General features: G+C 29.9%; 17 protein-coding genes. 13 read left to right on the top strand and 4 right to left on the bottom strand.

Features of this window, described 5'->3' with window-relative positions; genetic code table 11:
• Nucleotides 1–4: 4 nt before the first annotated feature.
• Nucleotides 5–844, top strand: coding sequence for an RsmB/NOP family class I SAM-dependent RNA methyltransferase (locus tag ELQ06_RS02130; RefSeq protein WP_010891872.1), 840 nt, complete (start codon nucleotides 5–7; stop codon nucleotides 842–844).
• Between the two features lie 175 nt (nucleotides 845–1,019).
• Here ELQ06_RS02130 and msrA read toward each other — a convergent pair whose 3' ends face one another.
• Genes msrA through aspS form a run of 4 tightly spaced genes read right to left on the bottom strand, consistent with a single transcriptional unit; the run spans nucleotide 1,020 to nucleotide 4,413 of the window.
• On the bottom strand, nucleotides 1,020–1,517 hold the full coding sequence (gene msrA, locus ELQ06_RS02125; protein ID WP_002875505.1) for a peptide-methionine (S)-S-oxide reductase MsrA: 498 nt from the start codon (nucleotides 1,515–1,517) through the stop codon (nucleotides 1,020–1,022).
• 41 nt (nucleotides 1,518–1,558) lie between these two features.
• Nucleotides 1,559–2,077 carry an inorganic diphosphatase gene (gene ppa, locus ELQ06_RS02120; protein ID WP_002871349.1) on the bottom strand — a complete coding sequence of 173 codons (519 nt, stop codon included), beginning with the start codon at nucleotides 2,075–2,077 and terminating at the stop codon, nucleotides 1,559–1,561.
• Nucleotides 2,078–2,086: 9 nt separating this feature from the next.
• Nucleotides 2,087–2,665, bottom strand: a complete 579-nt coding sequence (locus ELQ06_RS02115) for an adenylate kinase (RefSeq protein ID WP_052794065.1) — start codon at nucleotides 2,663–2,665, stop codon at nucleotides 2,087–2,089.
• Nucleotides 2,662–4,413: an aspartate--tRNA ligase gene (gene aspS, locus ELQ06_RS02110; RefSeq protein WP_052797776.1), complete on the bottom strand. Its 1,752-nt coding sequence runs from the start codon at nucleotides 4,411–4,413 to the stop codon at nucleotides 2,662–2,664. The genes ELQ06_RS02115 and aspS overlap by 4 nt, the downstream gene beginning before the upstream one ends.
• A gap of 90 nt (nucleotides 4,414–4,503) precedes the next feature.
• Between aspS and ELQ06_RS02105 the strand changes: the two genes are divergently transcribed.
• The 12 genes from ELQ06_RS02105 to mrdA all read left to right on the top strand — a co-directional run bounded on the left by ELQ06_RS02105 (nucleotide 4,504) and on the right by mrdA (nucleotide 15,278).
• Nucleotides 4,504–5,364, top strand: a complete 861-nt coding sequence (locus tag ELQ06_RS02105; protein WP_002852365.1) for an NAD(+) kinase — start codon at nucleotides 4,504–4,506, stop codon at nucleotides 5,362–5,364.
• A complete protein-coding gene (locus ELQ06_RS02100; protein ID WP_052797775.1) occupies nucleotides 5,364–6,887 on the top strand; it encodes an AAA family ATPase in 1,524 nt (507 codons plus the stop codon). The genes ELQ06_RS02105 and ELQ06_RS02100 overlap by 1 nt, the downstream gene beginning before the upstream one ends.
• Before the next feature lie 102 nt (nucleotides 6,888–6,989).
• On the top strand, nucleotides 6,990–8,234 hold the full coding sequence (gene cbrR / locus ELQ06_RS02095; RefSeq protein ID WP_052797774.1) for a bile resistance response regulator CbrR: 1,245 nt from the start codon (nucleotides 6,990–6,992) through the stop codon (nucleotides 8,232–8,234).
• Nucleotides 8,225–9,040 (top strand): TatD family hydrolase, encoded by an 816-nt coding sequence (locus ELQ06_RS02090; RefSeq protein ID WP_002856820.1) that lies wholly within the window; start codon nucleotides 8,225–8,227, stop codon nucleotides 9,038–9,040. Before cbrR ends, ELQ06_RS02090 begins: the two co-directional genes overlap by 10 nt.
• Complete coding sequence (locus ELQ06_RS02085) at nucleotides 9,040–10,158, top strand: lytic transglycosylase domain-containing protein (protein ID WP_002855040.1); 1,119 nt, start codon at nucleotides 9,040–9,042, stop codon at nucleotides 10,156–10,158. Before ELQ06_RS02090 ends, ELQ06_RS02085 begins: the two co-directional genes overlap by 1 nt.
• A complete protein-coding gene (locus ELQ06_RS02080) occupies nucleotides 10,118–10,945 on the top strand; it encodes a septal ring lytic transglycosylase RlpA family protein (protein ID WP_052797773.1) in 828 nt (275 codons plus the stop codon). Before ELQ06_RS02085 ends, ELQ06_RS02080 begins: the two co-directional genes overlap by 41 nt.
• Before the next feature lie 5 nt (nucleotides 10,946–10,950).
• A complete protein-coding gene (locus ELQ06_RS02075; RefSeq protein ID WP_002859584.1) occupies nucleotides 10,951–11,439 on the top strand; it encodes an HAD-IIIA family hydrolase in 489 nt (162 codons plus the stop codon).
• The gene (locus tag ELQ06_RS02070; RefSeq protein WP_052797772.1) at nucleotides 11,430–11,945 is read left to right on the top strand and encodes a hypothetical protein; all 516 of its coding nucleotides are present in this window, start codon (nucleotides 11,430–11,432) and stop codon (nucleotides 11,943–11,945) included. Before ELQ06_RS02075 ends, ELQ06_RS02070 begins: the two co-directional genes overlap by 10 nt.
• The gene (locus ELQ06_RS02065; protein ID WP_002859586.1) at nucleotides 11,927–12,388 is read left to right on the top strand and encodes an LptA/OstA family protein; all 462 of its coding nucleotides are present in this window, start codon (nucleotides 11,927–11,929) and stop codon (nucleotides 12,386–12,388) included. The genes ELQ06_RS02070 and ELQ06_RS02065 overlap by 19 nt, the downstream gene beginning before the upstream one ends.
• Nucleotides 12,385–12,981 carry a ribosome biogenesis GTP-binding protein YihA/YsxC gene (gene yihA, locus ELQ06_RS02060; protein WP_002859990.1) on the top strand — a complete coding sequence of 199 codons (597 nt, stop codon included), beginning with the start codon at nucleotides 12,385–12,387 and terminating at the stop codon, nucleotides 12,979–12,981. The genes ELQ06_RS02065 and yihA overlap by 4 nt, the downstream gene beginning before the upstream one ends.
• Nucleotides 12,978–13,472: a membrane protein gene (locus tag ELQ06_RS02055; RefSeq protein WP_002852364.1), complete on the top strand. Its 495-nt coding sequence runs from the start codon at nucleotides 12,978–12,980 to the stop codon at nucleotides 13,470–13,472. The genes yihA and ELQ06_RS02055 overlap by 4 nt, the downstream gene beginning before the upstream one ends.
• Nucleotides 13,473–15,278: a penicillin-binding protein 2 gene (gene mrdA, locus ELQ06_RS02050; protein WP_002868421.1), complete on the top strand. Its 1,806-nt coding sequence runs from the start codon at nucleotides 13,473–13,475 to the stop codon at nucleotides 15,276–15,278.
• The last annotated feature ends 37 nt before the right edge of the window (nucleotides 15,279–15,315 follow it).

Raw genomic sequence — 15,315 nt, 5'->3', positions numbered from 1 at the left:
TGAAATGCAAAATATTTTATCTTCTTTTGCTCAAGAAAAAAATGTTTGTGTATTTGCAAATACTTTAAAAACTAGCATTGAAGAATTAGAAAAAGAATTTTTAAAACAAAATTTAAAATTTAAAAAGATCAATGTTTATTGTTATTTGTTTGATGCCAAAGATAAGGCTATCTTAAGTTCTATGAAAGCTTTTAATGAGGCGCACTTTTATATACAAAATTATTCTTCTTATTTGTGTGCTTTAAATTTAGAGGTCAAAGCAGGGCAAAGTGTTCTTGATATGTGTGCAGCTCCGGGTGGCAAAAGTATCAATCTTGCAAATTTTATGCAAAATACAGGTTATTTAGCTTGCAATGAGATGAGTAGGGATAGATTTTTTATTTTGCAAAAAAATCTTAAAAATTACGGCGTGAATGCTAAAGTTTTTATGAAAGATGGTAAAAATATAGGCAATTTATGTCCTTTAAAATTTGATAAAATCTTACTTGATGCACCTTGTTCGACTTTTGCTAAAATAGGTTTTGATTTGGAAAAAAGTTATAAAGAAATCAAAAATATTGCAAAAACTCAAAAAAAACTTCTACATTCTGCTTTAAAGGCATTAAAAATAGGTGGAGAGCTTGTATATAGTACTTGCACCTTTACCAAAGAAGAAAATGAAGAAGTGATAGAGAATGCTTTAAAAAGTGAGTTTAAATTAGAGCTTTTAGATATTGATTTGGAAAATGTTGAGGCTAAAGCAGGGCAAAGTGAAGAATTTGCTGAAATTTCAAAATGCAGACGGATTTTACCAAGCTTAGACTATGATGGATTTTTCATAGCTAAACTTAGGAAATTATGTTAATTAATAAAATTATTCACATTTAAATACAAATTCATAAAAAAACTTAAAAAACAATAAATAATTTTTTCTTTATTTTAAAGCTTAAAGTTCTATTTTTAAGTACTTTGAAAAGAAAATCACAGCGTGAAAAGGCTGTGAATAAAGTTGAATTTTTTTTAACCTTAAAAAGATGAAATTAGTCTGATTGTATTTTTTGCAGTTTTGGAGCTATTACAGCTTGACAATATCCTTGATCGGGATTATTTATAAAATAATGTTGATGATAGTTTTCAGCTTTATAGTAAGTTTGCAATCTTGAAATTTTAGTAACTATTTTTTTACTAAATATTTTTTGCTGTTCTTCAATGAAATTTTGAGCTAAAATTTTATCTTCTTCATTTTCGTAAAATATTATTGAGCGATATTGTATGCCAATATCTTCACCTTGTTTATCTATACTTGTTGGATCATGAATTTTAAAAAAGAGTATTAGGATTTCAAGAAGAGAGATTTGTTTTTCATCGTAATTTATTTTGACAACTTCTATGTTACCATCACCATTACACACGCTTTCATAGCTAGGATTTGTTTTTCCTCCGCTATATCCAACTTCAGTATTGATTACACCTTTTAGACGTTCAAATACGGCTTCAATACACCAAAAACAACCACCACCTAAAATGATATTTTTCATTGCGAGTTTTCCTTAAGCTTAGCCCTTTGAAAGGGCTAAGATTATTTATAGTTTTTGATTGCTTTTTCTAAAATTTCAATTGCGGCTTTTTCATCTTTGAAGTCTTGCACTTTAACCCATTTATTTGGTTCTAAAATTTTATAAGTTTCAAAGAAGTTTTTGATTTTATTCAAAGTTGCCTGTGGTAAGTCTGTATAAGTTTTTATATTATCATATCTCGCATCTATTTTTGAATTTGGAACTGCAAGAAGTTTTTCGTCCATTCCACTTTCATCTTCCATGATTAAAACACCGATTAAGCGGCAAGGAATCACAGCTCCAGCTTGGATAGGATATTCATTAAGCACTAAAATATCCACAGGATCACCATCATCGGCCAAAGTATTAGCAATAAAACCATAGTTTGCTGGGTAAAACATCGCGCTAGCCATAACGCGATCTACCATGATAGCACCGCTATCTTTATCGATTTCGTATTTTATGTTTGAGCCATATGGAATTTCAATTACGGCATTGATTTTATTTGGAATATCTCCGATTTTGATTTTGCTTAAATCCATTTTTTCTCCTTATATACTTTGAATTTTTTTAATCAGTTCTTTCATGTCTGCAACGATAGGTTCGATAGTGCGCTCTCCATCGATAATAAAATGAAGTTTTTTCTTTTGATAAAAATCTAAAATTTCATTTAAAGGTTCTGTATAAACTTTCATTCTATTGTAAAACACTTCCTCATTATCATCTGCACCACGATTTCTGCCTAAAACTCTTTCTTTAGCAACTTCTTCGCTTACTCTTACTTCTATGACGCCTTTAAGACAAATTTCATTTTGCTCACTTAAAACCTTATCAAATTCCATCATTTGCTCTATGCTTCTTGGATAGCCATCGATGATGATAGTTTTAGTTGGAGCAGCTTTTAGAGCACAAACTATAGTATTTATAACAACATCTAAAGGAACAAGATTGCCTTTGGAGATAAAACTATCTATAGTTTTTCCAAGCTCGCTCCCACTTGCTACTTCAGCTCTTAAAAGATCTCCTGTTGAATAGTGTGTAATATTTGTCGCATCTGCTTGTGCGATTAAACTAGCATCAGTAGTTTTTCCACTACCTGGTGCACCTATGATTAAAAACAATTCTTTCATTTTATATTCTCCCTTAATTTGATTCCTAATTCTCTCATTGCTTCATTGCTAGCAGGCGATGGTGCATCTGTCATTAAGCATTGCGCTCTTTGGGTTTTTGGAAAGGCTATAACCTCTCTTATGTTGTTTGCTCCTGTAACTAGCATGATGAGTCTATCAAGTCCTATAGCGATACCTCCATGTGGTGGAGCACCAAAACTTAAAGCATCAAGCAAGAAGCCAAATTTTTCTTTTTGTTGTTCTTCATCGATATTTAAAAGTTTAAATACTTTTTGTTGAATATCATTTTTATGGATTCTTATACTACCTCCACCTAGCTCAACGCCATTTAACACTACATCATAAGCAATAGATGAAATTTCTTCTAAATCAGTCTCATCGATATTTTTTGGCATGGTAAAAGGATGGTGCATCGCAGAATAACTTCCGTCATCATTTTGCTCAAACATAGGAAAATCAACAACCCATAAGAATTCTAAGGCATTTGGATCTATAAGATTTAACTCGTTGGCTAAGAAAATTCTAAATCTTCCCATATAATCAAGCACTGTTTTTTTAGCTCCTGCACCGAAAAATACCACATCTCCTACTTCAAGTTCACAGCGTTTGCTTAGCTCATTTAAATCTTCTTCGCTAAAGAATTTACAAAGTGGACCTTTAAGCCCATCTTCTTTAACTTGTATAAAAGCTAAGCCTTGAGCACCAAATTTACGCACAAATTCTTCAAATCTTTGCATTTGTCTTTTTGAAAAAATAGTATCGCCTTTTGGAACGCGTATGGCTTTGATGCGATTTTTCTTTGTATCTTTGGCAATATTTGCAAAAATTTCATTATTTGACTTAGCAAAAATATCAATCACATCAATAAATTTAAGATCAAATCTTAAATCTGGCTTATCAGAGCCATAATTTTCCATAGCGTCTTTGTATTGCATTTGTCTAAAAGGGGTTTGAATTTCTTTGCCGCAAGCTTTGAAAATATCTTTTAAAAAAGTTTCAGCTACATTGATTACATCTTTTTGTTCGCAAAAACTCATTTCAACATCAATTTGTGTGAATTCAGGTTGGCGATCAGCTCTTAAATCTTCATCTCTAAAACATTTTGCGATTTGAAAATAACGATCAAAACCGCTACACATTAAAAGTTGTTTGAAAAGCTGAGGGCTTTGTGGAAGAGCATAAAATTCACCCTGATGCACACGAGAAGGCACGAGATAATCTCTTGCACCTTCGGGAGTAGCTTTGGTAAGAATAGGGGTTTCAACTTCTAAAAATCCCATATTTGCCAAAGAATTTCTAGCTGCTATACAAGCTTTAGAACGCAAGGCAAAATTTTCATAAAGTTTAGGATTTCTTAAATCTAAAAAGCGATATTTTAAGCGTAATTCTTCATTTACACTTTCATCAGCGATAGCAAAAGGAGGTACGGCACTTTCATTTTCTATGGTAAGTTTAGAAACAACTACTTCGATTTCTCCTGTTTTTAATTTAGGATTTACAAGTCCTTCGCCACGCGGACGAATAGCACCTTCTGCAATAAGTACAAATTCATTTCTTGCATTGGAAGCGATTTCATGAGCTTCTTTGCTATCATTTGGATCGCAAACAAGTTGGATAATACCGCTTCTATCTCTTAAATCTATAAAAATAACTCCACCATGATCGCGGTAGCTATTTACCCAACCGCAAAGTTTAACGCTTTGACCAACATGGGAAATTCCCAAGTCTGTATTATAATGACTTCGCAAATTTATTCCTTGAAAAAGATTTTTTAAGATAATGAGCAAAATTATAGTATTTTTATTCTTTTGCTTTGCTAAGATTTGATATAATTTTTTATGCAAAATAAAATAGATTATAAAAATATTAAAAAAATTGGACTTGTTACGCGACCCAATGTGAGTTTAGATAAGGAAATTTTAAAACTTCAATCGATTTTATCTATATATAAAGTTGAACTTGTATTGCTTAAAGAAAGTTCTGAAATTTTAGATTTGCCAAAGTATGGATTGGATGATTTGTTTAAAATATCTGATTTTGTTATTTCTTTAGGTGGAGATGGAACTTTGATTTCTTTATGCCGTAAAGCTTGTGAATATGATAAAGCAGTTTTAGGAATTCATGCTGGACATTTAGGTTTTTTAACAGATTTTAAAGTTGATGAAGCTGAAAATTTTTTTCAAGCTTTTTTTCAAGGAGAATTTAGAATAGAAAAGCCTTATTTGTTAAGTGTTTTTTTAGAAGATAAGCAAGGAAAAATTTTAGAAAAATTAGCTTTTAACGATGTGGTCATCAGTAAAAACAATCAAGCTTCTATGGCTCATATAGAAGTTTTTAGAAAAGAAAAGAAATTTAATGAATATTTTGGAGATGGGCTTATTGTTGCAACTCCTGCGGGTTCAACAGCTTATAATTTAAGTGCAAATGGGCCCATAGTTTATACTTTAGCTCAAGCTTTTATCTTAACTCCTGTTTGTTCTCATTCTTTAACACAACGCCCTATTGTTTTGCCAAAAGGTTTTGAAATAGAGATTATGGCAAAGGATTGCATACTTTGTATTGATGGGCAAGAAAATTATAAAATGAATGATTTTAAAAGTATAAAAGTGGGTTTAAGTGATAAAAATGTGGCTTTAATTCACCCAAAAAATAGGGATTATTTTCAAATTTTAAAAGAAAAATTACACTGGGGAAATTGATGATAAATAGAATTTTTATGAAAGAAAATCTTGGTTTTAAAAAGGCTGAGCTTGAAATTTCTAAAGGGCTTACCGTTTTTACAGGCCTAAGTGGAGCTGGAAAATCAGTTTTGTTTAAAGGAATTTTATCCGCATTTTCTTTGAGTGAAAGTGAGGCTAAAATTGTCGAAATAGAACTAGATGATAAGTTAGATTTAGAAAGTTTTGGCATAGAAAGCGAAGAGGAGAATGTTTTTAAGCTTTTAAAAGAAAAAAACACAAAATATTTTATTAACAATCAAAGCATAGCGAAAAAAAGTTTGCAAAATTTAAGTAAAACTTTTATTAAGTATTTAAGCGCAAAGGAAAATAACGAATTTGGAAATGAAAAATTTTTAAATCTCTTAGATGCCTTAGAAATGCAAGAAAATACAAATTTTATTTCCTTTTTAGAAGATTTTAAAAAAGATTTTAATGCTTATAGTCAAATTTCTAATGAGCTTAATGCAATTTTAGAAGAAGAAAAAAAAGTAGAAGAATTAAAAGAATTAGCTAGAGTGCAAATTGAAAAAATTTCAAGCATTAATCCTAAAATAGGTGAGTATGAAGAGCTTTTAATACTTAAAAAAAAGCTTTCTAAAAAAGATAAATTAGAAGAAGCTTGGAGTAAGGCAGAGCGTATTTTTGAGCTTGAAAAAGTTGTTATTGAAGCTTTAAATTTAAGCGAAGTTGATGCAAGTTTTTTTAGTGAATGTTTAAATGAATTACGCGTGATTTGTGAAAATCAAAAAATGGAAGATTTGGATTTTGATGTGGAGACGCTTTTAGATCGCATTGAAAATTTATCCTATCTCATCAAGCGTTATGAAAGCATAGAAAATGCTTTAGAAGTTTTAAAGCAAAAGAAACATGAACTAGAACATTATGAAAATTTAAGTTTTGAAAAAAAAGAACTTGAAAAAAAATTTCAAGAATTAAAACAAAAATTAGAAGAAAAAGCACAAATTTTAACTCAAACAAGAAAGAAAAACCTTAAAAAATTAGAAAAATGTTTAAATAATTATCTTAAAGATCTTTATATGAAAGACGCAAGTTTGACACTTAAAGAAAATGAAAAAATTTCAATTTTAGGCAAAGATGAGATAAGGCTAGATATTAATTTAGCTCATTTAAAAAATTTAAGTTCGGGTGAATTAAATCGCTTAAGACTTGCTTTTATAGCCACAGAATGTAAAATTTTAAATGCAGGCAAAGGGATATTATTTTTAGATGAAATCGATGCAAATTTAAGCGGAAAAGAGGCTATGAGTATAGCCAAGGTTTTAGAGGAGCTTTCTAAGTTTTATCAAATTTTTGCTATTTCTCATTTGCCTCAACTTTCCTCTAAGGCGCATAATCATTTTTTAGTTGAAAAAAATGGCGAAGAAAGCAAGGTAAAAAAGCTTGATCAAGAAGAAAGAATTAAAGAGCTTGCTAGGATGGTAAGTGGAGAGCTTGTTAGTGATGAAGCGATCGAATTTGCTAAGACCTTGTTTAAGGATTAAGCGGATTTTTTATTTTACTATGTTAGAATATATAACTATAAAATTTCCTTTCTTTGAAACAAATATATTAAAAATTTTAGATATAAAGGTATTTTACACACTATGAATAAGAAAATTTTAATTATTGATGACAATAAAATGCTCGGCAAACTTTTAGCTAAAAAAATTCAAATGACTTTAGATTATGAGGTAGATATTGCTTTTGGTTTTGCCGAAGCTAAGGAATTAATGAATAATGATTATTTTTTAGCTTTTGTGGATTTATGTTTGCCAGATGCCCCAAATGGTGAAGTTGTGGATTATGTTATAGAAAAGAAAATTCCTGCTATTGTTCTTACGGCTAGTGGTGATAAGGCTACTAAAGAAAAATTTATGGATAAAGATATATTAGATTATATTTTTAAAGAAAGTGAAACTTGCATTGATGAGATTATTAGTTCTATTGTAAAACTTAATCAATATGCAAAAACTAAAGTGATTTTAGCTATGAGCAAGCTACCTGAACGTAATGAAATTAAAAAAATACTTACTCAAAGACAATTTAATGTTTTAGCTGCAGCTCATGGTGAAGAAGCAATGAGTTATTTAAATGATAATAATGATGTTAAGCTTATTATAGCAGATGTCAATATGCCAGTAATTAGTGGTTTTGAGCTTTTGACTCAAGTAAGAGAACGTTTTAGTGATGATGAATTAGGTGTGATTCTTTTGGGGGATCATAATGATTCATTTGAAGCGAATTCTTTTAAAAATGGAGTTAATGAGTATTTGTTTAAGCCTTTAAGCAAAGAAAGTTTTAATTGTCGCTTAGATCGTTGTTTATCTTACATGGATGATAAAAAATTTTTAAGCACTTATAATGTTTTAGATCCTGTATCTGGGGTTAAAAATTATAATGCTTTAATCGATGGAATAGATGATTATTTTAACGAAATAGCAACAAAAGACGAGGAATTTGCTTTTGCTTTCTTAGATATAGATAATCTTCAAATGATTAACGATGAATACGGCCGTGAAGTTGGTGATGAAGTAATTAAAATCTGCGCCAATGAAATAGTTAATGAAACTAAAGGAAGAGATCTTGTAGGTAGATATAGTGCAGAAAAAATTTGTATTTTACTTAAAAATATATCCCAAGAAAGAGCGATTAAAATCTTTTCTCGTATACGAGTAAATATAAAAAAAGCTGGTGTTTTAGTTAATTTAGATGAAGTCTTTTTTACAGCTTCTATAGGCGTGGTTTTTGGAAAAAGTGGAGATAAGATTAATTCTTTGGTTGATAAAGCAAGTAAAATATTGTCTCAAGCAAAAGATAATGGCAAGGATAGAGTTGAAGTATGTTCTTAAATCTTGATTTTCAAGATGGTTTAAGGATTGTTGATACGCATTGCCATCTAGACAGTGAAGCATTTAAAGATGATTTAGATGAAACTTTAAATCGTGCTTTTAAAAATGGTATAGAGAAAATCATCATACCTGGTGCTGATATAAAAGACTTGCCTTATGCAGCTACAATTGCTCATAAATATAAAAATATTTTTTTTGCAGCAGGGGTGCATCCTTATGAAATTGATAATTATGATGAGAAAATTTTAAGGCAGTATTTATGCGATGAAAAGTGTGTAGCTGTAGGTGAATGTGGGCTTGATTATTTCCGTTTTAAAAGTGATCTTGCTGAAGAAATTCAAAAAGAAAAAGAAAATCAAAAAAAGATTTTTATTGCACAGCTTGAGCTTGCTATTGAATTTAAAAAACCTGTTATCATTCACTCAAGAGAAGCAAATCATGATACTTATGAGATTTTACATGGGTATTCTAAGGATCTTGTAGGAGGAGTTTTACACTGCTTTAATGCAAGCGAACATTTGCTAACTCTTTTTGAAGAGGGATTTTATTTTGGTATTGGGGGAGTTTTAACTTTTAAAAATGCTAAGAAATTAGTTGAGATTTTGCCTAAAATTCCAAAAGATAAACTACTACTTGAAACTGATGCTCCATATCTTACTCCAGAGCCTTATCGTGGTAAAAGAAATGAACCTTTGTTAACTCAATTTGTAGCAAACAAAATGTGTGAAGTATTGAATTTATCAAGAAAAGAACTTCTAGAAATTTGTTTTAACAATTCTGAAAAATTATTTTTTAAAGGTTATTAATGAAAAAAAATTTATTGTGTTTTTTAATATGTTTTAATTTTCTTTTTGCACAAATTAATACTCCTGAATTTTATGAAAGACAAATGAATGTTTTAAGAAATTTAGATATTAATCCAAGTTTTATTAGTGATTTGATTTTTGTGCAAACTCAACAAGATATAAAATCAAAACATGCTCAAACTTTAATAGATAGTATGCAAAATTTTTCAAAAGTTACTCCTATGATAAGAAAAATTTTAGCCCAGCAGGAAGTTCCTGATGAGATTTTGTATCTAGCTATGGTTGAATCAGGCTTGAAAACTCATAGCGTTTCTAATGCCAAGGCTGTAGGGGTTTGGCAATTTATGCAACCAACAGCTAGAAATTTGGGTTTAAGAATCGATGCTTATGTTGATGAAAGGCGTGATCCGGTCAAGTCAACTTATGCCGCTACAAATTATTTAAAAGAGTTAAAAGAAGAATTTGGCAAATGGTATTTGGCACTTTTAGCTTATAATTGCGGAAATGGCAAGCTAAGACAAGCTATCAAGCAAGCAGGAAGTGATGATTTAAGTGTTTTATTGAACCCTGATAAGAAATATCTTTCTTTAGAAACTAGAAATTTTATAAGAAAGATTTTAACGCTTGCTTTTTTAGCTAATGATAGGGATTTTTTACTAGATAAAGATGCGTCTTTAATGAATTATGCTTTAAGCAATGAATTTGCAAAAGTTGATGTGCCTTCTTCTGCATCTTTAAAAGAAATAGCTAAAAATTTAAATATGGATCTTGCAACTTTTAAGAAATATAATCCACAATTTAAACATAATTTTACGCCTCCTGGTAAAGGGTATTATATGTATATACCACTTAATAAAGTAGCATTTTTTGATAAAAATTTTAAAGCAGAAAAACTTGCAAAGGTTGATACAACTATACCTATGACAAGAACTTATACCGTTAAGTCTGGTGACTCTTTATATAAAATAGCAAAAAATTATAATATAAGTGTTGATGAAATTCGAGAATTTAATAAAATAGCAAAAAATCATCTTAGCATTAATCAAAAATTAATTATACCAATCAAGGAGAATAAAAATGCAAATAAAAACAATTACACTAAAGTTGTCAGCCGTTAGTCTAGGGGCTTTATTTTTTAGTGGTTGTTTAGGCACTAGTTTTTTTTCTAGCTTGGATAATGCTCAAGTGTATTATCCTTCAAATGATTTTAAAAGCAGTCCTAGTTCTTCAGGGACTAAAGGAACGATGAAGCCTTATACTATCAACGGTAAAACTTATTATCCTACTGTTGTAGCAGTAGGCGAAACTGCTGATGGTATTGCGAGTTGGTATGGGCCAGGCTTTCACGGCAAGAAAACCTCTAATGGCGAAACCTATAATCAAAATGCTTTAACCGCGGCTCATAAAACTTTACCTATGAATACCATCTTAAAAGTAACCAATCTAAATAACAATCGTCAAGTTACCGTTCGTGTGAATGATAGAGGTCCTTTTGTAAATAATCGTATTATAGATTTATCAAAAGGAGCTGCTAGTCAAATTGATATGATTGCTTCAGGAACAGCTCCAGTAAGGCTTGAGGTTATAGGGTTTGGATCAAGTAATTCGGGTAATAATATTGTACATTCTAATGTAAACTATGGAAATAGTGGAGAGATTGCAAATAATGGACAAATTTATGAAGGTGGAAATTTCATGGTTCAAATTGGAGCCTTTAAAAACCCAGCTGGAGCACAAACGATAGCAGCAAGATATAAAACTTATAGAACTTATAGCTCTACTATACGCACAAGCTCAGTGGATGGGTTAAATCGCGTTTTCTTAACAGGCTTTAGAAGTGAAGATGAAGCAAGGGATTTTGCTGCAAATGGTGCATTTGCAGGTGCATTTGTTGTAAGAGAGTAAAAATTATGACAGAATTGATTTTTTTGGATGTAGATGGCTGTTTAACTGATGGAAAAATTATTTATACTTCTAATGGAGAATTTATTAAAGAATTTGATGTAAAAGATGGAGCGGCTATCGAGGCTTGGCTAAAGCTTGGTAAAAAAATTGCTATTATTACAGGTAGAAATTGTCCTTGTGTTGAAAAAAGAGCTAAAGATTTAAAAATAGAAATTTTATATCAAGGTATTAAGGATAAGTTAGCTTGCGCAAAAGAAATTTTACAAAAACTTAATTTAGATTTTTCTCAGTGTGCGGCTATTGGGGATTATTTTAACGATAAGGCTTTGCTTGAAAGTGTAGGACTTAGTTTTAAGCCAAAAGATGGTCATAAAGATTTAAATGTAGACATAATGCTTAGCAAAAAAGGTGGTAAGGCTGCTGTAGCACAGATGATAGAAATTTTAGTAGAAAAAAATCATCTAGAAGAAGAATGGAATAAGCTTTGGCTATAAAAATTTTTGGAATTTTAATTGCTCTTTTTACAATTACTTTTACGATTTTAAGTTTGCAAGATCCGTATTCTTTAAATTTGCAAACTAATGCTTTAAATTTTAAAAATATTGAGGCTAAAAATTTGAAAGCTTATGAGAGTAATGCTAGTACAATTAAGGCATATTATAAGGCAAATTCTTGGGTGAGATATGCAGATAGAGATGAATTTAATGATTTTATTACTTTAAATTTAGATTTTAATCTTAGTGCGAATCGTTTAGAGTTTTTCAATAAAGATATGAGCAAGGTTTTGTTTGAAGGAAATGTTACTTATATAGGTTCTAATAATGTCAAAATTATTTCTCAAGAGGTAGAATACCAACCTAGGGATAAAATTTTACACACAAATACTAATTTTAAAGCTCTGATCAATGGAAGTATTATTAACGGAAATACTTTAAACTATGATGTAAAAAACAAAATTTTAAATATCCAAGGAGTAAATGCGTGGTTGCAAGACAAATAATTTTATTGTTGGCTTGTGTAAGTGTAACTTGGGCAACTCAAATTGAAGTAAAAGCTTTAAATTTTTACTCAGATGAAAATAAGGGTGAAAGTATTCTTAGTGGAAATGTAGAAGTAATTAGAGGTGATGATATTTTAAATTCTGAAAAATTGATTATTTATACGGATAAAAATCGCAAACCTATTCGTTATGAAGCAATGCAAAATGCTAGGTTTAAGATTGTTTTAAAAGGTAAAACTTATAAAGGTAGTGGAGATAAATTTATTTATAATGTTATTAAAGATACTTACGAGATTAATGGTCATGCTTATATAAATGAGCTTGGAAGCAATCAAAAACTTTTTGGTGATAAAATAATAGTCGATAGAAAAGCTAATATTTATCGAGTAGAGAGCAAGGATCAAAAACCTGCTCGTTTTGTATTTGATCTTAAAGACAAATGATAATTAGTGCTAAATTTATCACTTCTTTAGTGAAATTTGATGAGAATTTGAGCTCAAATTTTAGTGAAGTAGCATTTTTGGGGCGTTCCAATGTCGGAAAAAGTTCTTTAATCAATTCTTTGTGTAAACAAAAAAATTTAGCCAAAAGTTCGGCAACTCCTGGAAAAACTCAGCTTATAAATTTTTTCGAAGTAGCTTGCAAAAGAAATGAAGAAAAATTTAATATCAATTTTATCGATTTGCCAGGGTTTGGTTATGCAAAGGTTTCTAAAAATTTAAAAGAAATATGGAATCAAAACTTAGATGAATTTTTAAAATTAAGAACCTCGATAAAGTTATTTATACATTTAATCGACTCAAGACATACTCATTTAGAGATCGATGTAAATTTAAATGACTATTTGAAAAGATTTTTACGACCTGATCAAAAAATTTTAAAAGTTTTTACCAAATGCGATAAATTAAATCAAAGTGAAAAAGCTAAGTTAAAAAATGAATTTAAAGACTCTATTTTAGTTTCAAATTTGAATAAATTTGGCCTTGATTCTTTAGAAGATATTATTATCAATCAAACTTTAGGTCTTGATAAATGAGAAGAAATTTAAGTGCTTATAAAGCAAAATTTAATGGAGCTTATGTCTTTTTAGGATTTTTTTTTCTAATTTATCAGATTCTTGGTTCGACTTTTGTATATACCCCGTTACTTTATGGGATTTTTTTCTGTTATATGTTTTGCTTATTAGAAGAGAGAGAGAGAACTTTTTCAAAGCTTGATTTTAGATGGTATTTTTCTTTATTTTTTTTATTTTTTACTGATATAACTTATAATTTTTTTATTTTTTCATCTTGGTTGGCATTTTTTATTTTTTATTATCTTTGTGCAGATTGGATTAAGACAAATTTAAAAATTGGTAAATTTATCCCTGTTGTTTTTGTGCTTTGTGCTTACGGCATTATTTTGTTTTTGGATATGATATTGTCTTATATTGGAGATGAAAAAATTAAAATTTTAGGATGGGCGTATATTGTTTCAGTTTTTATAGAATGTTGTTTAGCTTATGTGTTTTTTAAAGGTAAAATTTAAATGAGAATGCGTTTAGTTGTTGGATTTATACTATTGTTTTTTATATTTTTATTAAGTCGTGTGTATTATTTGAGTATAAAATCAAATGTATATTATGAAGAGCTTGCTAAACAAAATGCCATAAAAACTGAATTTTTACCACCTGTTAGGGGTCAAATTACAGATAGAAATGGAACTTTATTGGCTATTAATGATTTGGGTTTTAGTATTTCTATTAAACCTTATTTAAGTATTAAAAAGTCAAATAAAGGAATTTTAGATAAAGAATTATCTGAACTTACAAATTTATTTCCCGATTTAAATGCTAGTAAATTAGCAGAAATTTATAAGAGAAATGATTCTTACTATAATCAAGATTTTATTAAAGTTGTAGATTTTATACCCTACGATGAGATTATTCCGCATTATTCAGAGTTAAATCTTAATAAAACAATAAAAATAGATCCTGTTGTAAAAAGAAAATATCCTTTTGGAAAATTGGCTTCGCATATTATTGGGTATGTAGGTAAGGCAAATTTGCAAGATGTTCAAGAAAATGAAATAGCAAAACTTTCTAACTATACGGGAAAAAGCGGTATAGAACGCTATTATAATGATATTTTACAAGGAGAAAAAGGAACTAGGGTTTATAAGGTTAATGCCTTAAATCAAGAAGTAGAACAGCTTTCTTACACTCCTGCTATGTCTAATGATATAGAACTTACGATAGATATAGAGCTTCAGTCTTATTTAACTTCATTGTTTGAAGGGAATGCTGGAGCTGCTATAATTATGAATGTAAATGATGGATCTATTTTAGCTGCAGGGAGTTTCCCTGAATATGATCTTAATCCTTTTGTAACAGGGATTTCTTTTAAGGATTGGGATGAGCTTTCAAATAGTCTTGATCATCCTTTTACAAATAAACTTATAAATGGATATTATCCTCCAGGTTCTGTTGTAAAAATGGGAGTAGGGCTTTCTTTTTTAAATTCTAAAAATATTAGCCCGTCGACTCATTATGTTTGCAATGGAAGCATTGAGCTTGGAGGCAGGTTTTTTAGATGTTGGAATCGATCAGGCCATGGACCTGTGGATTTAAAACATGCGATAAAATATAGTTGTGATGTTTATTTTTATAATGGCAGTTTGCAAGTTGGAATCGATCAAATAAGTGAAACTTTATCTCGCATTGGCTTTGGAGTGAAAACAGGGGTAGATTTACCTAGTGAATTTGTAGGGACTTTACCAAGCAAAGAATGGAAGATGCAAAGATATAGACAATCTTGGTTTCAAGGTGATACTTTAAATACAGCTATAGGTCAAGGTAATTTTCTTGCAACACCTATGCAAATTGCTAGATATACAGCTCAAATTGCAAAAGGTGGAGAGGTTATACCTCATTTTTTAAAAAGCATAGAAAATAATAATACAACTATAGAAAATCAAATGGATGAAAATAAAAAAGAAATTTTTACTTTATTTGAAAAGAGTCAATTGCCTTATATAAGAGATGCAATGTATGCCGTTGCCAATGAGCAAGGAGGAACCTCTTATCGTTATTTGCATAATCTTGATGTGAAAGTTGCAGCAAAAACAGGAACCGCTCAGGTTGTGGGATTTTCACAGACGGATAAAAATAGGGTCGATGAAAAACAATTTGAGTATTATACTAGATCTCATGCGTGGCTTACTTCTTATGCTCCTTATTCTAAGCCAAAATATGTAGTTACCGTTCTTTTGGAGCATGGTGGGAGAAATATTACTTCAGGGGCAACTGTAGCTAAAATTTATCAAAAAATGATTGAACTTGGATATTTTAAATAATTTTTAGTTGTAAATTGAGTTTTGCAAAAAAAACTTT

It is taken from the genome of Campylobacter sp. CH246, assembly GCF_004378835.1.
In the GTDB taxonomy this organism is placed as follows: domain Bacteria; phylum Campylobacterota; class Campylobacteria; order Campylobacterales; family Campylobacteraceae; genus Campylobacter_D; species Campylobacter_D jejuni.
The sequence above is the reverse complement of the archived record's forward strand: the minus strand, read 5'-3'. Positions and strand labels throughout refer to the sequence as shown.